This window comes from Nocardioides sp. dk884, from assembly GCF_009557055.1.
In the GTDB taxonomy this organism is placed as follows: Bacteria; Actinomycetota; Actinomycetes; order Propionibacteriales; family Nocardioidaceae; genus Nocardioides.
The window spans coordinates 2,102,963-2,123,546 of record NZ_CP045649.1 but is presented as its reverse complement, the minus strand read 5'-3'; the positions used below and the strand labels follow the sequence as shown (position 1 = coordinate 2,123,546).

The 20,584-nt window shown below is 74.7% G+C and carries 19 protein-coding genes; 11 read left to right on the top strand and 8 right to left on the bottom strand.

Annotation, left to right across the window (positions count from 1 at the left end):
• Positions 1–37: 37 nt before the first annotated feature.
• Positions 38–784, bottom strand: coding sequence for a hypothetical protein (locus tag GFH29_RS10285; protein WP_153323365.1), 747 nt, complete (start codon positions 782–784; stop codon positions 38–40).
• A 51-nt stretch (positions 785–835) separates the two neighbouring features.
• Here GFH29_RS10285 and GFH29_RS10280 point away from each other — a divergent pair, with 51 nt between their 5' ends.
• From GFH29_RS10280 to GFH29_RS10265, 4 genes are read left to right on the top strand one after another with little or no spacing between them, the layout of a single operon-like run.
• On the top strand, positions 836–1,630 hold the full coding sequence (locus GFH29_RS10280) for an ABC transporter ATP-binding protein (RefSeq protein WP_153323363.1): 795 nt from the start codon (positions 836–838) through the stop codon (positions 1,628–1,630).
• A 9-nt stretch (positions 1,631–1,639) separates the two neighbouring features.
• The gene (locus GFH29_RS10275; RefSeq protein ID WP_153323361.1) at positions 1,640–2,098 is read left to right on the top strand and encodes an NfeD family protein; all 459 of its coding nucleotides are present in this window, start codon (positions 1,640–1,642) and stop codon (positions 2,096–2,098) included.
• 55 nt (positions 2,099–2,153) lie between these two features.
• On the top strand, positions 2,154–3,284 hold the full coding sequence (locus tag GFH29_RS10270; protein WP_153323359.1) for an SPFH domain-containing protein: 1,131 nt from the start codon (positions 2,154–2,156) through the stop codon (positions 3,282–3,284).
• A gap of 4 nt (positions 3,285–3,288) precedes the next feature.
• A complete protein-coding gene (locus tag GFH29_RS10265; protein WP_153323357.1) occupies positions 3,289–4,047 on the top strand; it encodes a sulfite exporter TauE/SafE family protein in 759 nt (252 codons plus the stop codon).
• A gap of 29 nt (positions 4,048–4,076) precedes the next feature.
• Here GFH29_RS10265 and GFH29_RS10260 read toward each other — a convergent pair whose 3' ends face one another.
• The 3 genes from GFH29_RS10260 to GFH29_RS10250 are packed head-to-tail and all read right to left on the bottom strand — an operon-like array spanning position 4,077 to position 6,317.
• Positions 4,077–4,439, bottom strand: coding sequence for a hypothetical protein (locus GFH29_RS10260; protein WP_153323355.1), 363 nt, complete (start codon positions 4,437–4,439; stop codon positions 4,077–4,079).
• A 16-nt stretch (positions 4,440–4,455) separates the two neighbouring features.
• Complete coding sequence (locus GFH29_RS10255) at positions 4,456–5,460, bottom strand: alpha/beta hydrolase (RefSeq protein WP_153323353.1); 1,005 nt, start codon at positions 5,458–5,460, stop codon at positions 4,456–4,458.
• Positions 5,457–6,317, bottom strand: a complete 861-nt coding sequence (locus GFH29_RS10250) for a glycerophosphodiester phosphodiesterase (protein ID WP_153323351.1) — start codon at positions 6,315–6,317, stop codon at positions 5,457–5,459. Before GFH29_RS10250 ends, GFH29_RS10255 begins: the two co-directional genes overlap by 4 nt.
• 77 nt (positions 6,318–6,394) lie before the next feature.
• On the opposite strand from GFH29_RS10250, the gene GFH29_RS10245 reads away from it, so the two are divergent.
• From GFH29_RS10245 to katG, 3 genes are all read left to right on the top strand, one after another.
• Complete coding sequence (locus GFH29_RS10245; protein ID WP_153323349.1) at positions 6,395–7,567, top strand: PP2C family protein-serine/threonine phosphatase; 1,173 nt, start codon at positions 6,395–6,397, stop codon at positions 7,565–7,567.
• Positions 7,568–7,574: 7 nt separating this feature from the next.
• Positions 7,575–8,000 carry a Fur family transcriptional regulator gene (locus GFH29_RS10240; RefSeq protein ID WP_153323347.1) on the top strand — a complete coding sequence of 142 codons (426 nt, stop codon included), beginning with the start codon at positions 7,575–7,577 and terminating at the stop codon, positions 7,998–8,000.
• 65 nt (positions 8,001–8,065) lie between these two features.
• The gene (gene katG / locus GFH29_RS10235; RefSeq protein WP_194288929.1) at positions 8,066–10,243 is read left to right on the top strand and encodes a catalase/peroxidase HPI; all 2,178 of its coding nucleotides are present in this window, start codon (positions 8,066–8,068) and stop codon (positions 10,241–10,243) included.
• Positions 10,244–10,351: 108 nt separating this feature from the next.
• Here the strand turns inward: katG and GFH29_RS10230 are convergent, their stop codons facing one another.
• The 3 genes from GFH29_RS10230 to GFH29_RS10220 are packed head-to-tail and all read right to left on the bottom strand — an operon-like array spanning position 10,352 to position 13,487.
• Positions 10,352–11,722, bottom strand: coding sequence for a hypothetical protein (locus GFH29_RS10230; protein WP_153323343.1), 1,371 nt, complete (start codon positions 11,720–11,722; stop codon positions 10,352–10,354).
• A gap of 32 nt (positions 11,723–11,754) precedes the next feature.
• The gene (locus tag GFH29_RS10225; RefSeq protein WP_153323341.1) at positions 11,755–12,549 is read right to left on the bottom strand and encodes an ABC transporter permease; all 795 of its coding nucleotides are present in this window, start codon (positions 12,547–12,549) and stop codon (positions 11,755–11,757) included.
• Complete coding sequence (locus GFH29_RS10220) at positions 12,546–13,487, bottom strand: ATP-binding cassette domain-containing protein (RefSeq protein ID WP_153323339.1); 942 nt, start codon at positions 13,485–13,487, stop codon at positions 12,546–12,548. The genes GFH29_RS10225 and GFH29_RS10220 overlap by 4 nt, the downstream gene beginning before the upstream one ends.
• Before the next feature lie 22 nt (positions 13,488–13,509).
• Between GFH29_RS10220 and GFH29_RS10215 the strand changes: the two genes are divergently transcribed.
• A complete protein-coding gene (locus GFH29_RS10215; protein ID WP_153323337.1) occupies positions 13,510–14,793 on the top strand; it encodes a glycosyltransferase in 1,284 nt (427 codons plus the stop codon).
• Positions 14,794–14,807: 14 nt separating this feature from the next.
• Here GFH29_RS10215 and GFH29_RS10210 read toward each other — a convergent pair whose 3' ends face one another.
• On the bottom strand, positions 14,808–16,166 hold the full coding sequence (locus GFH29_RS10210) for a hypothetical protein (protein WP_153323336.1): 1,359 nt from the start codon (positions 16,164–16,166) through the stop codon (positions 14,808–14,810).
• Positions 16,167–16,353: 187 nt separating this feature from the next.
• Between GFH29_RS10210 and GFH29_RS10205 the strand changes: the two genes are divergently transcribed.
• Genes GFH29_RS10205 through GFH29_RS10195 form a run of 3 tightly spaced genes read left to right on the top strand, consistent with a single transcriptional unit; the run spans position 16,354 to position 20,556 of the window.
• Entirely contained in the window at positions 16,354–17,748 is a 1,395-nt protein-coding gene (locus tag GFH29_RS10205; RefSeq protein ID WP_194288931.1) for a condensation domain-containing protein, read from the top strand.
• The gene (locus tag GFH29_RS10200; RefSeq protein WP_153323332.1) at positions 17,745–19,217 is read left to right on the top strand and encodes a condensation domain-containing protein; all 1,473 of its coding nucleotides are present in this window, start codon (positions 17,745–17,747) and stop codon (positions 19,215–19,217) included. Before GFH29_RS10205 ends, GFH29_RS10200 begins: the two co-directional genes overlap by 4 nt.
• The gene (locus GFH29_RS10195; RefSeq protein ID WP_153323330.1) at positions 19,198–20,556 is read left to right on the top strand and encodes a condensation domain-containing protein; all 1,359 of its coding nucleotides are present in this window, start codon (positions 19,198–19,200) and stop codon (positions 20,554–20,556) included. Before GFH29_RS10200 ends, GFH29_RS10195 begins: the two co-directional genes overlap by 20 nt.
• The last annotated feature ends 28 nt before the right edge of the window (positions 20,557–20,584 follow it).

The following is a 20,584-nucleotide window of genomic DNA, read 5'->3' as shown; positions in this document are numbered from 1 at the left end:
GAGGCTACCGTTCCGCGGCCCCGCCACGGGGATCGGCTCAGCCTGGTGGCCACGCCTCGGGCGAGCACGCCGCGACCAGGGCGCGCCGACCGGCACGGTCGAGCCCGACGAGCGCGGCCCGGCGAGCATCCGCCTCGTGGGCGCTGATCGCGGCGCCGTCGTCGACCAGGGCAGCCTCGACGATCGCCACCGCCTGCGTCGCGCGCTCGGCGAGGTCGACGCAGCGCGGCGGCACCCCGGGCGGGGCGCTCAGCGGAGCGCGGTGGCGCAGGTTCATCAGCAGGTCCGCGACCTCGGGACGCCAACGGGCCACGTCGAGCGCGGCCAGGGCCGACGCCGCCTCCAACAGCTCGCGTCGTAGCGCCCGGTCCGCCTCGCCGACGTCGGGCAGCTGTCGGCGCTGGGCACGGTGCGCGACCCAGGTGGTCGCGGGTCCGACGCTGACCGGGACCAGGCCCACCCCGACGTCGGTGACCACCGCCTCGCCGGCCTCGAGCGCGGCTGCGTTGAAGTCCGCGGGCCCGCCCAGACCGACCGGGTCGCCCTCGACGGGGAACGCCGCGCCGACGCTCCGTGCCCCCTCCGCGCGCAGCCGCGCCAGGCCGCCGACCAGGGTGTCGGTGCCTTCCGGGCCGCCCAGGCCGAGGGCGTGCAGGCCCGCCACGGCGTGGGTGACGTCGTCGCCGAGGACCGCGTCGACGACCAGGTCGGTGACCACGTGACCGCGCAGCCAGGCGGTCGCCCACCACGCGAGGCGACCGGAGGCGGGCAGGTTCGTGGACACGGCCCGAGACTGTACGCCGACCGCCGAAGCCGCCCCGTTAGGGTGGCCCGCATGACTGCCGTCCTCGACTTCGCCGATGTCACCATCCGTCGGGGTCAGGCCACCTTGCTCGACACCGTGAACTGGACCGTGGAGGCCGACGAGCGCTGGGTCGTCCTCGGCCCCAACGGCGCCGGCAAGACCACGCTGCTGCAGCTGGCCTCCGCCCAGATCCACCCCACCACCGGCGTCGCCGCGGTGCTCGAGGAGGTGCTCGGGCTGGTCGACGTCTTCGACCTCCGCCCCCGCATCGGCGTGACCAGCGCCGCCGTGGCCGACCGGATCCCGCGCTCCGAGCGCGTGCACGACGTGGTCGTCTCCGCGTCGTACGGCGTGGTGGGCCGCTGGGTGGAGCAGTACGACGACCTCGACCACGACCGCGCCGAGAGCCTGCTGGGCGAGCTCGGCGTTCGCGACCTGTCCGACCGCACCTTCGGCACCCTGAGCGAGGGCGAGCGCAAGCGGGTCCAGATCGCGCGGGCGCTGATGGTCGACCCCGAGCTGATGCTGCTCGACGAGCCGGCCGCCGGACTCGACCTCGGCGGGCGCGAGGACCTGGTCGCCACGCTGTCCGCGCTGGCCGCCGACCCCACCTCGCCCGCGATGGTGCTGGTCTCCCACCACGTGGAGGAGATCCCGCCCGGGTTCACCCACGCGCTGCTGCTGCGCAAGGGCGCCGTGGTGGCGGCCGGCCCGATCGAGGAGACGCTCACCGAGGAGCACCTGTCCGCGACCTTCGGGATGCCGCTGACGCTGGGCCACGCGGATGGCCGCTGGACCGCCCGACGTGCCGTGGCTCACGGGTAGGGTCTGGGCATGGAGTGGCTGAGCGACAACCAGTGGGCTGCCTGGCTGGCGCTCGCGATGACGCTCGGCGTGGTCGAGATCTTCAGCCTCGAGCTGATCTTCGCGATGCTCGCGTTCGGCGCCCTCGCGGGCATGGGCGCCGCCCTGGTCGGGGCCCCCGTCGTCGTGTCGGCGCTCGTCGCCGCCGGCGTCTCGGCCGCCACCCTGGCGGTGCTGCGGCCCACCCTGGTGCGCCGCATGCACGGCGGCCCCGAGCTCACCCTCGGCCACGGCAAGCTGGTCGGGCAGCAGGGCACGGTGACCCAGCGCCTCAGCGGCCTGGAGATCGGCCGGGTCCGCCTCGGCGGGGAGATCTGGTCGGCGGCGCCGTACGACTCCACCCTCACCATCGAGCCGGGGGAGACCGTCGAGGTCTTCGAGATCCGCGGAGCCACCGCCTATGTCCACCCGGTGGCGCGGCTCGAGTGAGCCGGCACCACACCGCACGTCACGCACCACCGATTCATCTACCGGAGGAGAAGCCATGGGGGGCACGATCGTCCTGATCCTGCTGGGCCTGCTGTTCGTGCTCGTCGTCACGATCCTGGCCAAGACCGTGCGGATCGTGCCCCAGGCACGCGCCGGCGTGGTCGAGCGGTTCGGCAAGTACAAGCAGACGCTGCCGGCGGGCCTCAACATCGTCGTGCCGTTCATCGACAAGGTCCGCTACGTGATCGACCTGCGCGAGCAGGTCGTCAGCTTCCCGCCGCAGCCGGTGATCACCGAGGACAACCTCGTGGTGTCCATCGACACCGTCATCTACTTCCAGGTCACCGACCCGGTCGCCGCGACCTACGAGATCGCCAACTACATCCAGGCCGTCGAGCAGCTCACGATGACGACGCTGCGCAACATCGTCGGCGGCATGGACCTCGAGCAGACGCTGACCAGCCGCGAGGAGATCAACTCCGGGCTGCGCGGCGTCCTCGACGAGGCGACCGGCAAGTGGGGCATCCGCGTCAACCGCGTCGAGATCAAGGGCATCGACCCGCCGCCCTCGATCAAGGACGCGATGGAGAAGCAGATGCGCGCCGACCGCGACAAGCGCGCCCTGATCCTCACCGCGGAGGGCCAGCGCCAGTCGGCGATCCTCACCGCTGAGGGCAACAAGCAGTCCGCGATCCTCAACGCCGAAGGTGAGCGGGAGTCGCAGATCCTGCGCGCCCAGGCCGAGCGGGAGTCGCAGATCCTGCGGGCCCAGGGTGAGGGCCAGGCCATCCAGACCGTCTTCCAGGCGATCCACGACGGGCGCCCGGACCAGTCGCTGCTGGCCTATCAGTACCTCCAGATGATGCCGAAGATCGCCGAGGGCGACGCCAACAAGGTGTGGATCGTGCCCAGCGAGATCGGCAAGGCGCTCGAGGGCCTCGGCTCCACGATGAACGACCTGCGCGGCATCCCCCAGGAGGTCGACGGTCCCCGCACCCGCGTCGACATGGGTCCGGGAGCGGTCGAGACCCGCGAGGACAGCGCGACCGCGCGCTCGGCCAACGAGGCCGTCCAGGCGGCGATCGCCGAGGCTGCCTCCGCGGCCAACCCCGGCTCGCCCGACCCCGTTCTCCCGCCGGCCCCCGCGGACCCGGAGCCCCCGGCCGACGCACCCACGGCCGGCTGAGGGATTGGGGATCCTCGAAGCGCTCGCGATCACGGCGGCTGGCGTCGCCGCGGGCACGATCAACACCATCGTCGGATCCGGCACCCTGATCACGTTCCCCACGCTGCTCGCGTTCGGGGTGCCGCCGGTGACCGCCAACGCCTCCAACACCATCGGCCTGGTCCCCGGCTCGATCTCCGGGGCCTGGGGCTATCGCCGCGAGCTGCGCGGCCAGCGCGCCCGGGTGGTTCGCCTCGGCCTCGCCTCGCTGGTCGGCGGCACCGTGGGCGCGGTGCTGCTGCTGGTGCTGCCCGCCGACGCCTTCGAGCGGGTGGTGCCGGTCCTCATCGCGCTCGGCGTGCTGCTGGTCCTCGTCGGGCCGCGCCTGTCCCGGTGGGTCGCCAGGCGCCACGGCGAGACCAACGGCCAGCGCCCCGACGCGGGCTGGGTCGTCCCGGCCGCCGCCGCCAGCGGCGTCTACGGCGGCTACTTCGGCGCCGCGCAGGGGGTGATCCTGATGGGCATCCTCGGGATCGGCGTCGATGACTCCATCCAGCGCCTCAACGCGGTGAAGAATGTCGCCGCCGGCCTGGTCAACGCGGTGGCCGGGCTGATCTTCGCCGTCGTCGCCGACGTGGACTGGCTGGTGGTGCTGCTGATCGCCGTCGGCGCGGTCATCGGCGGCCAGATCGGCGCGTCGTACGGACGCCGGCTCCCGCCGACCGCGCTGCGCGCGGTCATCGTCACCGTCGGAGTCGTGGCCCTGGTCTCGTTCGCCGTCTGACGGCTTCCTCGCCGCGAGGCGCCCGTGGGTCAGCCGCGGGGACGGCGCAGCGCCGTCAGCCCGACCAGGACGGCGCCGGCCGCCGGCACCAGCAGCCCGAGGGCGGCCTGCCGGCTGATCCCCTCGGCGCGATGGCCCTGCACGGCGGTCGCGATGTCCGCGGCGTCGACGGCGACGCCGGTGGCGAGCAGCGCGCGCCGACCCGCGGGCGGCGCGACCAGCGTGAGCGCGCCGAGCGCGATCTCCCGGGCGCCGAACAGGCGCAGCACGAAGGGCAGCTGCGGGTTCGCGGCGGCGTCGAGACGGAAGGCGTTCGCCGCCACGTCGGGACGGGCGAGGGAGGCGGCACCGAGCACGATGCGGCCGAGTGAGAGGCCGGTCACAGGATCCATGCGGCGGACCCTAGCGTCACTGCCGCTCGGCGGGCACCGGATCTGCCGAATCGCGATCGGCGAGGTACGCCGCGTGCCATCGCTCGAGCTCGGCGTAGACACGCCGGCGCGGCTCGGGGCGGGAGAGCACCACGTCGTGGCGCGCGCCGGGGACCGCCACATAGGTCACGTGGGTGCCGATCGCGGTCGCCCAGCGGCGGATGTGGGCGACGTCGAGGACGATGTCGTGGCCGTGGACGTCCTCGCCCATCACGGTGGGCCAGCTGCTGGCACCCGAGGACAGCACCAGCACGGGACCCGGCACGTCGAGCCCGGACTGGAGCCGGGCGTGGCCGTTGCGCACCGCGCGCAACCACCCGGCGTACACCGTGAAGGACTCCAGCGGCTTCCAGGTCAGGTCGAAGTCCCACTCGCCGTGGTGCTCGCGGTGCAGGCTGGCGCCGTAGAGGCCGTTCACGCTGCGCGGGATCGCCCGGCGCGGCTGACGCTGGCCCAGCTGCTTGAGCGCGACGGTGCCGATGGTGCGCAGGAAGGCGCTGCCCTGCAGGTCGAGCCAGGGGGAGTTGAGCACCATCCCGACGAGCTCGGGAGGACGACGCGCGTCGGCCCACAGCGGCAGCGTGAGGCCGCCGGTCGAGTGCGCCGAGACGACGACCTGGCGGTGGCCGTCGCGCACGGTGATGCGGCGCCAGGCCTCGTCGATCTCCTCGCGGTAGTCGTCGAGGTCGGTGACGTAGTTGGGGGTCTGGTGCGCGAGCAGCGAGCGGCCGTACTTGCGCAGGTCCAGGGCGTAGAAGTCGTAGCCGCGGGCGCACCACCACGCGGCGTACTCGGTCTGGAAGAAGTAGTCGGCGAAGCCGTGCACGTGCAGGACGGCGCGGCCGGTCGGCTGCTCGGCACGTCGGGTGACGAGGGTCGCGACGACGGCGCCCTCGTCGTCGTCGGCGAGCGTGAGCGTCTCGGCGTGGAACGGCTCGCCGAGCACGTCCACGACGGTCTCGGTCTCCTGCTCGTGCGTCATGCCCGCATGCTCCCAGACCCGGGTCGAGCGGCGCGTCGCCGGCGCCCCGGTCCGGGCAGCCGCCCCCGGGCCCTGCGGGTCTGGCGTTCCCGGATCGCCAGGGCCAGCTCGGGTCGGTTGGTGGTGACCAACCAGGCCCGGCCGGGTCGCAGCCAGTACGCCAAGGATCGCTCGGTGTCGATGGTCCACACCAGGAGCGGCAGCCCCCAACGGCGCGCGAGGGCACCGACGCCCAACCGCGCGAGGGCGTGGTTGGCGACCATGACGTTTGCCCGCGAGGCGCGGTAGCGCAGTCGCGGGCGCAGCTCGGAGATGCGGATCCGTGCCTGCACCCGCCAGGGCAGCCCCCGGACGCCGCGGCCCAGCGAGAGCCCGACCAGCAGCGGCAGCCCCTCCTCGTCGGCCCAGTTGCGCACCGCGCGCACCGAGCGGTCGTCCAGGGTGGTCACCACGAGGTTCTCCGCACCGAGCAGCTCCACCGCGCGGCGCACGGCCGCGACCTCCGCGACCCCGCCGGGGGAGGAGAACTTGAGGTCGAGGTGGGCGCGGGCCCGCCCGGCCAGGATCTCCAGCGCCTCCTCATAACGCAGGAAGTGCTCCGACTGCGCGGACAGCATGTCCACTGTCACCTCGCGGATCCAGTGCCGCTGACCGCCGATCCACAGCCAGTCGTCGTGGAACAGCACGAGCGCGCCGTCGCCGCAGCGGTGCACGTCGAACTCGACGTACTCCACCCCGAGCGTGATCGCGCGCTCCAGTGCGGGCCGGGTGTTCTCCAGATCGGGGTCGCCGCCGGCACCGCAGCGATGGGCGCTCAGCAGCGCCGACACGGCGTACGCGGCAGGCGGGTGCTCCATGGGATCACTGTGCCAGTGCGGGGGAGAGACCTGCCGGAACGCCCCACGTCGGGGTCTGCGGCCGCTACGCTGCGCGCGTGATCGTCGGCACCCGGGCGCTGCGGCGCACCTGGCAGCGCTCCCACGGCACGGGCCGCGGGCGGGTGCTGCAGTGGAGCACGGGCTCGCGTCGCAGCCAACAGCTCTCGCTGGTGCTCCTGCTGGCCGGCCTCACCGCGTCGTTCGCGGTCTCCCTGGTGGAGTACACCTGGATGCCGCTCACGGCGTACTTCGTCTGGCTGCTGCTCGGCATGGTGCTGCTGCGCTTTCGCCCGCTCGCCGCGCTGTGCGCCGTCGCGCTCGTGTTCGGCGTGGTCGCGGTGGTGCTGGACGGCCCGTCCGGCACGTTGCGCGTGAGCGCGGTGCTCGGCATGGTCGCGGGGGTCGCGGTGATCCTCGTGCAGTCCAGCCGGCAGCGCTCCGGCCTGCCCGCGGCACTCGGCGAGGCCGTCCTCGCCGAGCTGCGCGACCGGCTCCAGGCGCAGGCCACGGTGCCGCCGCTGCCCGCCGGCTGGCACTCGCAGTCGGCCATGCTCGCCGCCCACGAGGCCGGGTACGCCGGCGACTTCCTCGTCGCCGATCTGCGCACCCGCTGCGAGGGTGGTCGGGATCTGGAGATGGTGCTGGTCGACGTCTGCGGCAAGGGCGTCGACGCGGGCCCGGACGCACTGCAGTTCGCGGGCGCGCTGGGTGGTCTGATCGGTGCGCTGCCGCCGGAGCCGCTGATGCGCGCGGCGAACACCTTCTTGCTGCGCCAGCCCTCCGACGAGGCGATGGCGACGGCGGTCCACGTGCTGGTCGACCTGGAGAGCGGCGACTACGCCATCCACAGCGCAGGGCACCCGCCGGCGCTGCGCTGGGACGGGGAGTCCTGGGCGGTCGACGCCGCGCGCGGCACCGCCCTGGGGATCGTCGCGGACCCCGACCTGGAGGCCACCACCGGACGGCTGGGGCCCGGCGAGGCGCTGATGTTCTACACCGACGGTGTCGTGGAGTCCCGGTCGGCCTCGCTCGACGAGGGGATCGACTGGCTGCGCACGGTCGGCGCGGTCGCCATGCGCGAGGGACTGCCGGGCGCCGCGAGGCGGATCATCGCGCAGGTGCCACGCGGCGAGGACGACCGCGCGGTGCTGATCCTCGCCCGTGCCCGGGTCGACCCGGAGCCCACTGAGCGAAACAAAATTGAACCATTCCAAACAACTGTGCCATGATCAGCGCGTGCCGACCACCGATCACGAAGACCTGCTGCGCGGGGCCCGCCTGCGGGTCACGAAGCCTCGGGTCGCCGTGCTCGACGCGGTCCATGACCTTCCGCACGCCGACACCGAGACCATCTACGGCACCGTCCGTGGACGCCTGGGAGAAGTCTCCCAGCAGGCGGTGTACGACGTGCTGCGGGTCCTCACCGAGTCGGGGCTGATCCGCCGGATCCAGCCCCAGGGCTCGGTGGCCCGCTATGAGTCCCGCGTCGCCGACAACCACCACCACCTGGTGTGCCGCTCCTGCGGCGTGATCGTCGACGTCGACTGTGCGGTCGGGGTTGCCCCCTGCCTCACTCCCTCGGACGGTCACGGCTTCAGCATCGATGAGGCCGAGGTCGTCTATTGGGGCCAGTGCCCCTCTTGCTCCACGACCAGTTCGTGAACCCCATGCCCGAAGAACCGGAAGGAAACACTGTGGCTGACAGCCCCGACGCAGTCGTTGGCGAGATGAACGATGAGAGCGACGCCCGCGGGGGTTGCCCCGTGATGCACGGCTCCCAGCAGCCGCTGCCCGCCCAGGGTGACGCCAACAAGACCTGGTGGCCCAACCAGCTCAACCTCAAGATCCTCGCCAAGAACCCCGCGGTCGCCAACCCGCTGGGCGAGGACTTCGACTACGCCGACGCGTTCAGCTCCCTCGACCTCGCTGAGGTCAAGCGCGACATCGCGCAGGCCCTCACCGACTCCCAGGACTGGTGGCCGGCCGACTTCGGGCACTACGGCCCCTTCCTCATCCGGATGGCCTGGCACAGCGCCGGCACCTACCGCATCAGCGACGGCCGCGGCGGCGCCGGCGCCGGCCAGCAGCGCTTCGCGCCGCTGAACAGCTGGCCCGACAACGCCAACCTCGACAAGGCCCGGCGTCTGCTGTGGCCGGTCAAGAAGAAGTACGGCCAGAAGATCTCCTGGGCCGACCTGATGATCCTCGCGGGCAACGTCGCGCTCGAGGACATGGGCTTCAAGACCTTCGGCTTCGCCGGCGGCCGCGAGGACGTCTGGGAGGCCGACGCCGACGTCTACTGGGGTCCCGAGACCGAGTGGCTCGGCGACGAGCGCTACACCGGTGAGCGCGACCTCGAGGACCCGCTCGCCGCGGTGCAGATGGGCCTCATCTACGTCAACCCGGAGGGCCCCAACGGCAACGGCGACCCGCTCGCCTCCGCCAAGGACATCCGCGAGACCTTCGCCCGCATGGCGATGAACGACGAGGAGACCGTCGCGCTGATCGCCGGCGGCCACACCTTCGGCAAGACCCACGGTGCCGGCGACGCCGGCCTGGTCGGCCCGGAGCCGGAGGCCGCCCCGATCGAGGAGCAGGGCCTGGGCTGGAAGTCGTCGTACGAGTCCGGCAAGGGCATCGACGCGATCACCTCGGGCCTGGAGGTCACCTGGACCTACCACCCGACCCGCTGGGACAACGAGTTCTTCCACATCCTCTACAGCTACGAGTGGGAGCAGTTCAAGTCGCCCGCCGGTGCGCTGCAGTGGCGTCCGGTCAACAACGGCGGCGACGGCCTGGTGCCCGAGGCGTTCGGCGACGGCAAGCGCGAGCCGCGCATGCTGACCTCCGACCTCGCGCTGCGCGTCGACCCGGAGTACGACAAGATCTCGCGCCGCTTCAAGGAGGACCCGGAGGCCTTCGCCGACGCGTTCGCCCGCGCCTGGTTCAAGCTGACCCACCGCGACATGGGTCCGCGCGACCGCTACCTCGGCCCCGAGGTGCCCGAGGAGGTCCTCATCTGGCAGGACCCGCTGCCGGCCCACGAGGGTGAGCTCGTCAACGACAGCGACATCGTCGTGCTCAAGGAGAAGATCGTCGCGACCGGCCTCAGCGTCTCCGAGCTCGTCTCGGTCGCCTGGGCCTCCGCCGCCACCTTCCGCGGTGGCGACAAGCGCGGCGGCGCCAACGGTGCCCGCATCCGCCTGGAGCCCCAGAAGGACTGGACCGTCAACAACCCGGTCCGCCTGGCCAAGGTCCTGGAGGCGCTCGAGGGCGTCAAGGCCGACTTCGACACCGAGTCGAAGAAGGTCTCCCTGGCCGACCTGATCGTCCTCGCCGGTGGCGTGGGCATCGAGCAGGCCGCCAAGGCCGCCGGCACCGAGATCGTGGTCCCGTTCACCCCGGGTCGCACCGACGCCACGATCGAGCAGACCGACGTCGACTCCTTCAAGGCCCTCGAGCCGCGCCACGACGGGTTCCGCAACTACCTGTCGCGCACCTCGAAGGTCCCCACCGAGTACCTCCTGCTCGACCGGGCGAACCTGCTCACGCTGAGCGCTCCCGAGACCACCGTCCTCGTCGGTGGCCTGCGGGTCCTCGACACCAACTGGGACGGCTCGAAGACCGGTGTCCTCACCACGACGCCGGGTCAGCTGACGAACGACTTCTTCGTCAACCTGCTCGAGCTGGGCCAGGAGTGGACCCCCGTCGACGAGGCCGGGGAGCTGTTCTCCTCGACCGCCGGCTGGACCGGTTCGCGCGTGGACCTGATCTTCGGCTCGAACTCCGAGCTGCGCGCGCTCGCCGAGGTCTACGCCTCGGACGACGCCAAGACCAAGTTCGTCGAGGACTTCGTCGCCGCCTGGGTCAAGGTCATGGAGCTGGACCGCTTCGACCTGCGCTGATCCACTGCGCACCTGACGGGGCCCGGCCGCATCTGCGGCCGGGCCCCGTTCGCGTCCGCGCGTCGCCATTGGCGCCGACTCGGCGCGCCATTGGCGCCGACTCGCGAATCACCAGGCGGTGGCGGGCACGCCCCAGCGCTCGCAGGCGGCCACCAGCAGCGGGGTGAGGCGCTCGGCGGGCAGCTCGGGGTCCAGGCACACCAGCGACAGGGTGGCGCGCGCGCCGTGGCGCGACCACCAGGCGCTCACCCCGCCACGGGTGCGGCGCATCCGCCCGCGGGTCGCGCCGGGGGTGACCGAGCGCATCGCGACCGAGGTGGGCTCCACCCCCAGCGGGGCACGGTAGTCACCCTCCAGCTCGCCGAGGTTGGAGCACAGGCACAACGGCGCGCTCTGGTCACGGGCCAGCCGGGCCACCGCCCGGTCCGGGACCATCTGCAGCAGCGGCTGCCAGGGCTCGAGGGGGTCGTGGCGGGTGCCCTCGCTGCGCGCGCGGAGCTCGCGGCGGGTGGCGGCGCGGACCTGCTCGAGCCCGGCCACCCGGCCCACCCCGCCGACCAGCTGCGTGGCCACCGCGATCGAGACGCCGGCCGTGGCGTTGGCGCGCAGGTCGGCGTCGCCGGTGCGCAGGTTGACCGGCACCGCCACGCGCACCGGGCGGCCGGCCTCGGCGCGCCCCAGCCCGAGCAGCACCTCGACCCCGACGGCGACCAGCAGCGAGTTGCTGGTGCCGCCCGCGGCCGCCGCGGCCCGCTCCCAGTCCTGCGCCGAGCAGTCGACCACCGCAGTCGCCACGTCGTACGCCGTGTCGTCGCCGGCAGCCGGGTGGCGCGGCGGGGTGTCGGCGGACACCTGGCCCTCGACCGGCGGTCGCGGGGTGCGGGCGCGTCGCCAGGCGATCGCCGCGCCGCGCGCGGTCCGGCGCAGTTGGTGGGCGGCGTCGCGAGCGTCGTCGCGGCGCCGTACCGCGAATCGGTCGACGTCGTCCACGGGCAGGCACGGTTCCTCGGTGCCGCGCACCGCGGCGCTCAGCGCGGCCAGGTGGGCGCCGCCGTCGGCGACGACGTGCGAGGTGAGGTAGGACAGCACGCTGCCGCGGTCGGCGCTGGGGGCCGCCCGCAGTGCCCAGGTCGGTCCGGCGACCGGGTCCAGCGGGAGTCGCGCGGCATCGTCGGCCCAGGCCAGCACCCCGTCGAGGGCCACCGGTGCGGTGTCCACGACCAGCGGCGCGCTCACCGCGCTGCGCACCCAGTGCGGCCGGGCCCCCGGCACCTGGGGTGCGACCGCCACCCGGGCCAGGCGCCCGGTGGCCAGCCGGCGGTGCAGGGCCTCCAGGCGGGCGACGTCGAGCGGCTCGGGGAAGCGCCAGACGGTCTGGTTGACCAGCGGCACCCCCAGCACCCGTCGCGAGCGCAGGAACAGGTCGTCGTCGTAGGTGAGCCGGTTGGCGCGGGCGTGGGGCGGAGGGAGCAGCGGCACGGGTTCTCCGGGATCTGGGGGGATCAGGGGGATCAGGCGGCGCGCACGTAGGCGCGGACGGTCAGCGGCGACACGACGAGCAGGATCACCGCCGCGCCGCCGAGGGCCAGCGCGACGGGCTGGCCCGACGGGTCGCCCGCGGCGAGGGCGCGCACGGCGGAGACCAGGTGGGTGATCGGGTTGACCTCGGCGATCGCGCGCATCCAGCCGGGCATCGTCTCGACGGGCACGAGCGCGTTGGACATGAACGACAGCGGCATCAGCACCAGCATCGAGGCGCCCTGCACGGCCGAGGCGCTGCGCATCACCACGCCCATCAGCGCGAAGATCCAGCTGATCGCGAACGCGCAGCCGATGACCAGCAGCGCACCCGCGGCCAGCCCGGTCCAGCTGTCCGGGCGGTAGCCCATGGCGACCCCGACGCCCACGGTGATCGTGACGGCGAGGACGTAGCGCACCACGTCGGCCAGCAGCGAGCCGGCCAGCGGGGCGGTGCGCGCGATGGGCAGCGAGCGGAACCTGTCGAAGACGCCGCGCTCCATGTCGTCGCGCAGCTGCACCCCGGTCACCACGGAGGCGGTGACCGCGATCTGCACCATCACGCCCGGCACCAGGCGGGGCAGGTAGGCGTCGATGCCGCCGGCGACCGCGCCGCCGAACACGTTGGCGAACATGACGGTGGCCACGACCGGCAGCGCGACCACGTCGAAGAGGCGTTGCGGGTCGTGGCGGATCCGCAGCAGCCCGCGGCGGGCCATCGTCAGCGACTGCGAGACGGTGGCCGGCAGGGACGGCGACGCGGCGAGGCGCGCGTGGCTGCCGCTCATGCCGCCTCCGTCCCGCGGGCGCCGGTGAGCGCGAAGAAGACCTCGTCGAGGGAGGGCCGGCGCACCCCGAGCTCGGCGACCTCGATGCCGCGCGCCTGGAGCGCCAGCACGAGCTCGGCACTGAGCGCCCCGGAGTCGATCGGCACCCCGAGGCTGCCGTCGCGGTGTGTGGTCGGCTCGCGCCCGGTGACCGCGGCGAGGACCTCCGCGGCCTCCGCGCGGCGTACGTCGGCGACGGTGAGGTGAAGGCGGGTGGTGCCGACGGAGGCCTTGAGCGAGGCGGGGGTGTCGTCGGCGACCAGCCGGCCGCGGTCGATGACCGCCACCCGGTCGGCGAGCTGGTCGGCCTCCTCGAGGTACTGCGTGGTCAGCAGCACCGTGCTGCCACGGGCCACCAGGCGGCGCACGGTCTCCCACATCTGCACGCGGGTGCGCAGGTCCAGCCCGGTGGTCGGCTCGTCGAGGAAGAGCACCGGCGGGTCGCCCACCAGGCTGGCGGCGATGTCGAGGCGTCGCCGCATCCCGCCGGAGAACGTCGAGACCGGCCGGTCGGCGGCCTCGGCCAGCCCGAACTCCTCGAGCAGGTCGCCGGCGCGTCGCTTCGGACGGCGTCGGCCGAGGAGCCTGGCCAGCACCACGAGGTTCTCGGTGGCGGTGAGGCTCTCGTCGAGCGCGGCGTACTGGCCGGTGAGACCGATCAGCGAGCGCACCCGGTGGGCGTCGCGGACCACGTCGTGGCCGAGCACGCTCGCCGAGCCGCCGTCGGGGCGCAGCAGGGTGGCCAGGATCCGCACGGTCGTGGTCTTGCCGGCGCCGTTGGGACCGAGCAGGGCGAGCACGCTGCCGGCGGGCACGGTCAGGTCCACCCCGGCCAGCGCGCGGTGGGTGCCCAGGGTCTTGCTCAGTCCGGTGGTCCGGACGGCGTACGGCTCAGCCACTGACGTCTCCTACGGTAGGGGCGTGCGGTTCGCGTTCGCCCTGTTGGGCAGTCGGGGCGACGTGCAGCCTGCGCTCGCGGTCGCGCTGGAGCTGCGCGGGCGCGGCCATGAGGTGGAGGTCGCCGTCGCGCCCAACCTGGTGGAGTTCGTGGCCCGGCTGGGCATCACGGCGGTGCCCGTGGGCGGTGACTCCCGCGACCTGCTCGGCTCCGGGCTGGTGCGCGAGGACATGCGCTCGCGGGTGCCGGCCCGCCGGCTGCGCGCCCTGCGGGCGGTGGCCAGCGTCGGGTGGGACGACCTGAGGGTCGGCCTGGTGCCGCTCGCCGCGCGCGCCGACGTGGTGGTGACCGGGCTGCTGGGCCAGGAGGTGGGCTCGGCGGTCGCCGAGGCGCACGACGTGCGGTTCGCGGCGCTGCACTTCTGTCCGGTGCGGGCCAACCCCGTGGTCCCGATCGTCGACCTCCCGGCGGTCTGGCCGGACCGCCTGGCCCGGCCGGTGCAGGCCGGCGCGTGGCGGGCGGGCGAGGCCGCGCGCTGGCACCTGACCCGACGCGCCGAGAACGAGCAGCGGGCGCGGCTCGGGCTCGCCGAGGCGCGGGTGGGGCTGCCCGAGCGGTTGCGCGACCGCGGCGCGCTGGAGGTGCAGGCCTACGACCCGGCGCTGGTGCCCGGGCTCGCGGACGCCTGGCCGGCGCGTCGACCGGTGGTCGGCTTCTTGGACCTCGGCGCCGAGGAGCGGCGTCGGCTCGCCGACACCGACGTCGCAGAGGATCCCGCGCTCGAGGACTGGCTCGCCGCTGGACCCCCGCCGGTGTACGTCGGCTTCGGCAGCATGGCGGTCGGCGACCCGCGGCGGCTGGTCGCCACGGTCGGGCGGGCCTCCGCGGCGCTGGGCGTGCGGGTGGTGCTGAGCACCGGCTGGAACGACTTCCCGCCCGGCCTCGACGCCGCCCACCCGCACGTGCGCATCGTCGGCCCCGCCGACCACGCCACCCTGCTGCCGCGCTGTCGGGCGGCGGTGCACCACGGCGGCGCCGGCACCACCGCCGCCGCGCTCCGGGCCGGGCTGCCCGCCGTCGTCGGCTGGTTCAGCGCCGACCAGCCGATCTGGGCCCGGCTGCTGCGCGACCTCGGCGTCGGGGTGGGCGTGCGGTTCCGCGACCTGGACGCCACCACGCTGGCCGCGGCGCTGGCGCAGGTCCTCGACTCGGGCTGCGCCGCGCGGGCACGGCACCTCGCCGCACGCCTCGTCGACCCCGGGACCGCGGTCGCCGGGGCCGCCGACCTGCTCGAGCGGGCCGACTGAGGTCCGGTCGAGGCTCACGGCGCGCCCCAGCGTGATCCGGTGAGGCCCCAGCGGGCGAGCTCGGCCTCGAGCGGGACCGCCAGCGCGTCGTCGTCGGCGAGCAGGTGCGGCGCCATGCCGGCCAGGCTGACGGTGATCCGGTCGCCCACGGTGCACGACCAGGCCGCGATCCCGCCGCCGATCGCGCGGACCTCCTCGGGCGGCGCCCCCACGTGGTGGGCGATCGCGGCCACCGACGTCGCGGGCGCCCCCGCCGCCGACACGAACGCCGCCGGCAGCACGCCGACGCGGGAGGCGAGCGCGCGGGCGCCCGGGGGCGCGGGCAGGCGGCGTACGACGGCGTCGGGGAGCATCTGCACCAGCGCGAGCGGCAGCGGCTCGACGCCCGCGTCGGCGTCGGCGTCGAGGGCGGCGTAGGCGGTGCGGCACCGGTCCCGCACGGCGGCGAGGTCGCGCTGCTCCACCTCCGTGGGAAGCACCTCCACCCGGGCGATGCGGGTGGCGTTGGCCCGCGGGTCGTCCGCGGCCCGGGTGCTCACCGGCAGCGCGACCGGGACCGGCGCGTCGGGCTGACCGAGCGCCCGGCCCACCACGCCTGCGACCAGCGTGGCGAACCAGGCGTTGACGCTGCCGCCGTGGGCAGCCGCCACCCGGTCGACGTCGTTCGCGGACAGCTCGAGCACCACCAGCGGGGTGGTCCAGGCGGGGTCGAGCGGCGGCTCGGGTGCGGCCGCCTGCGGGGATGGCGGCGGGGATGGTGGCGCGGGTGGGGCGGGCCGTCGGTGGCTGACCGTCCGCGCCTGGCGCGCGAGCCACGCGCCGACCTCGGTGACCTGACCGGCGGCGTCGCGGGCGTCGAGGGCGAGGGCTCGCAGGCCGCGGGGGCGGGGCGGGGCGACGAGCGGGGGCGCGCCGGCGCCGGCACGCGCCACCGCGTCCACCATCGCGCCGCCGTCGGCCACCGCGTGGGAGACGACCAGGGAGAGCAGCGCCCCTCCCTCGGCGAGGTCGACCTGGGCCAGCTCCCAGCCGCGACCCGTCGTCGGGTCCAGCGAGACCGCGGCGCGTCGGCGCAGCCAGGCCAGCGCCTCGGCCTCGGCGATCATCGCGTCGTGCTCGACCCGCGGGCGGTGCTCGGCCCTCGACCAGCGGCCCCGCGCGGCGGGGACCAGCGGGGGGTCGGCCCGGCGGGCCAGGGCACCCTCGCTGAGCCGGTCGGCGAGCGCCTCGACACCCGCGCGGGGCGGCGGCACGGGGAAGCGCCAGGTGAGCTGGTTGGCGATCGGGCTGCCGACACCGCGATGACGGCGCAGGAACAGGTCGTCACCGAAGGACGAGCGGAGCGGGGCCGGAAGCGCGCCGGACGAGAGCATGTGGCCTTTCCTCGTGCCGGGGCCGGTCCGTTGGGGGAGGCCGGTGGGGAGGGTGCGGTCGGCACGAGCGCCCCATGAAACCGGACGCATGTGACAACCGGAAGTGCCACCGGTTACCAAACTCTGAGTTGCAATGTGATTCATGTCACCCTCGTCACGGGCCGTGGGGTGCGCCATCGTTGTCGAGGTGGAGTACACGGAGCTGGACCAATACCCCCTGTCGGGGGGACGGCTGACGACCTGGGAGCCGGTGGTTCCCGACCATGCCTGGCGCCCGGACGACCGGGCGCTGTCGTGGGACCACGAGCACCATCTCGCCGGCGGCGAGGACGGCTCGTGGATCGGGTCGGTGATGCACGTGCCCGCGGCGTACGACCCGGGGCACGTGGCCGCAGCGGCCACCGCCTGGATGCTGCGCCACGAGGGGCTGCGCACCACCATCGCGCCGGCTCCCGGCGGCGGGTGGCGGCGTGCGACGACCGGCGGCGACGGGCTGGAGGTGCGCCCGGTCGAGGCCGGCGAGGTCAGTCCGCAGGACGCGGCGGCTCGGATCTCCGACTCCTTCGCCGCGCTGACCCGCGGCAGCTGGCCCCACGTGCGCCTCGCGACCGTGCACCGCGAGGGCGCTCCGGGCTTCGACGTCGCCTTCGGCGCCGACCACAGCGTGATGGACGCCTACTCCCAGCTCGTGTGGTTCGCGGAGTTCACGACCCTCTACGACCAGGTCCGCGCGGGCGCCGAGCCGGCCTCGCTGGTCGACCCCGCCATCGCCAGCCACGTCGACCACGCCGCCGCGGACCGCGCGTTCGGTGCGAGCGTCGACGCCCAGCACCCAGCCGTGATGGCTTGGCACGACTTCCTGGCCCATGACGGCGCCCCCGGTGCCGGCCTGCGCTTTCCCGACCACCCGGACCCGGCCGTGCGGATGGGGCCGGTCACCGACGGCTCCCGGCCCCAGCACAGCACCTCGACCTGGGTCGCCGGTCCCGCCGAGCTGGACCGCCTCGGCGCGCGGTGCCGCGAGGCCGGCACCTCGGCGCAGTCCGGGGCGCTGGCGATGCTGCTGCTCGCGCTGCGCGCCGCGCGCGGCACCGAGGCGTTCCGCTTCGTCATGCCCATGCACACCCGCCACGACCCCGCCCACCTCCCGGCCGTCGGCTGGTACGTCGGGTGCGCCCCGGTGCAGGTCGACCTGGCCGGCGCCGAGGACACCGCCGAGGTGCTCGCGCGCATCCATGCCGGCGTCGCGGCCAGCAAGCACCTGGTCGGCATACCGCTGCCCCGCATCGCCGAGGTCCTGGAGCTCCACGACCACCCCCACATCGTGGTCTCCTACGTCGACACCCGGCACATCCCCGGCGCCGCGGACTGGGACCGACTGCGCGCCCGGACGCTGCGCAGCCCGGCGTACGCCGACGACGAGGTCTACCTGTGGCTGGTGCGCAGCCACCACGGGCTGAGCGTCTCCGCGCGCTACCCCCGCACCGAGGAGGCCGACGCCACGCTGCGCACCCTGCACGCCGACATGCGCGGAGTGCTGCGCGAGCTGCTCGCCGAGGACGCACAGGAGGTCAGCGCATGATCCTCGCCGGCGTCGAGGAATGGCGCCCCGAGCCGGGCCGGGTCCTGGTGTGGGGCCCGACCCCGGCCAGCACGGCCGCCGCGGCTGCGGCACCCGTGAGCCCCGGGCCGCCGTCGTACCTGCAGGTCGACCACCTCGCGGCGTACGCCGGCCTGGCCGCGCGCGGCGGTCAGCACCGGGCGTGGACCGGCGTCGCGACAGTGCTCGACGGCGCCCTCGACCGCGACGCGCTCGGGCGGGCGCTGGAGCGGTTCGTGGCGCGCCACGAGGGGCTGCGGACCTGGTTCGACCTCAGCGGCACCGAGCCGGTGCGCCACCTGCTCGAGCCCGGCGACGTCGAGCTGGACGTCGAGGTCGCCGAGCGCACCGGCCGCGCTCCGGCGGGGGAGGACTGGCATGCCGCCCTCCACACGATGCTCACCGACCTGTTCACCGAGCGCTGCCGCCCGGACGCCTGGCCCGGCTGGTCCCTCGTCACGGTCGAGGGTCCAGGCTCCTTCGGGCTCGCCTGGGGCTGCGACCACGCGTTCACCGACGGCGTCTCCCAGGTGCTGCTCGCCGGCGAGCTCGGCCGGCTGTACGACGAGGAGCGCGGCGCCGTCGACCGCGCCGACCCGACGCCCGGGGAGCGGCCCGCGGGCTTCGTCGAGCATGTCCGCGCCGAGCGGGCGGCGGCGAAGGGACTCGACTCGCGATCGCCCGAGGTGGTGGAGTGGGTGGAGTCCGTCGCGCGCCACGGCGGCCGGCTGCCCGAGTTCCCGCTGGACCTCGGCCTGGAGCCGGGCGAGACCGCCCCGGTGCGCATCCGCAGCACCGACCTGCTCGATGCCGAGGAGGTCGCGGCGCTCGACCGGGTGTGCCGGGAGGCAGGCGCCCGGATGACCGGGGCCGTGTTCGCGGCGCTCGCGGAGACCGGCCGGCTCCTGACCGGTCGCGAGGACCACCTGGCGGTGACCGTGCTGAGCACCCGGCGTGGTCCGTGGACCTCGTCCCAGGGATGGTTCTGCACGTTCGCGCCGGTGGAGGTCAGCACCGGCGCCCACCCGGGCTTCGCCGCCCTGGCCGCGACCGCGCAGGCGGCGTTCGAGCGCGCCAAGCGGCTCGGCGCCGTACCGGTGCCGCTGGTGCTGGAGACCCTGGTGCGCTCGGGGACCCTGGCCCCCGACCAGCTCGGCAGCCCGCAGCTGGTCTCCTACATCGACCTGCGCTGGTTCCCCGACGCGGGCACGCCGGCGCACGACAACGGCGTCCACTTCACCGGGCTCGGGCGCACCGCCAACGCCTCGATGTGGGTCAACCGGGACCACGAGCGGCTCTACGTCGTCGCCCAGACCCCCGACACCCCCCGCGCCCAGGCGGCCGTGACGACCTACCACGGGCTGCTGCGGGCGGTGCTGCGCGCGGCGGCGCGGGGCGAGCGGGTCGGCCACCCGGTCCTGGAGGAGGCACATGCGGGTCACGACCGCTGACGCGTGGGAGCTGCGACCCGGCACCGTGCTCGCCTGGCGGGTCGCGGCACCGCTCGGCGCGGGCACGCCGGTCGACCTCTCACCCGACCAGCGCAACCACCTCGAGGCGGCGGCAGCAGGGGAGCCCGCGGTGTGGATCACCGCCGCGTTCGACGTGGACGGACCGATCGATCCGGGGGCGCTCGAGGCAGCCTTCCGCGACCTCGTGGCGCGCCACGGCACGCTGCAGTGCACCGCGTCGGTGAGCGACGGGGTCGCGAGCGCCCGCCGTCACGACCCCGCGACGCTGGACTGGCGCCGCCGGGTGGTCGCGAGCACCACGACGACCGCCGAGACCCAGGCCCTGGTGCGTGACCTACTCGACGCCGGCTGCGACCCGCTGAACGGCCCTGCGCTGCTGCCCGCGGCCGTCTCCCGCCCGGACCGCTCCACCGTCGTCCTGGGCCTGGACCACCTGCACACCGATGCCACCTCGGTCGCGGTGGTCGTCGAGGACCTGCACGCCCTCTACGAGGCCCGGCGCCGGGGCGGCGCAGCGGCAGTGCTGCCCGTCGCCGGGTGCTTCGTGGCGGCGTGCGCGGCGGCGGCGCCCGTGGCGCCGACGGACCCGCGCCTCGCCGCCTGGCACGCGGTGCTCGACGGTCTGGACCACCGGCTGCCGACGTTCCCGCTCGACCTCGGGATCGCGCCCGGCGAGCGGGCGCCCCAGGCGGGCGTGCTCGTGCCCCTGCTCGACGGCGCGGCCGCCGATGCCCTGGACCGGGCGGCGCGCGCGGCGGGGGCCTCGACCTGTGCGGCCACGCTCGGCGCGTTCGCGGGCGCCGTCGCCGGCCGCGGTGGTCCCTCCGACCTGCCGGTGCTGCTGCCGGTCAGCACCCGTCGTACGCCGGCGGAGCAGCGCGCCGTCGGCTGGTTCACCGCGACCGTGCCGCTCGTGCTGCGCGCCGACGCCGCGCCGGGTGAGACCGCGCGAGACCTGCGGGCCGCGCGGGAGCTCGCCGGCGTACCGCTGGACCAGGTGCTCGCGACGCTGCCGGCCCCGCTGGTGCGCGCCCGCGGCGACGTGTTCATGGTGTCCTGGCTGGACTACCGGCGCCTGCCGGGGCACGGTCGGGCGCGTGCGCGGGTGGCCCACCACGTGTCGGCGACGACCCGGGCCGACGACCTCCAGCTCTGGCTCTCCCGCACGGACGCCGGTCTCGCCCTGCGCGCCCGGATCCCGGCGACCGCCGCCGCCCGCGCCACCCTGGACGGGGTGGTCGAGGCGTGGCGGCATCGGCTGGTCGCCCTGGCTCGGACGCCGGAATACCTGTACGCCGCCGGTGGTTCTGAGGTGTAATCGCACTTTCAACTACCGAGCGAGGCCA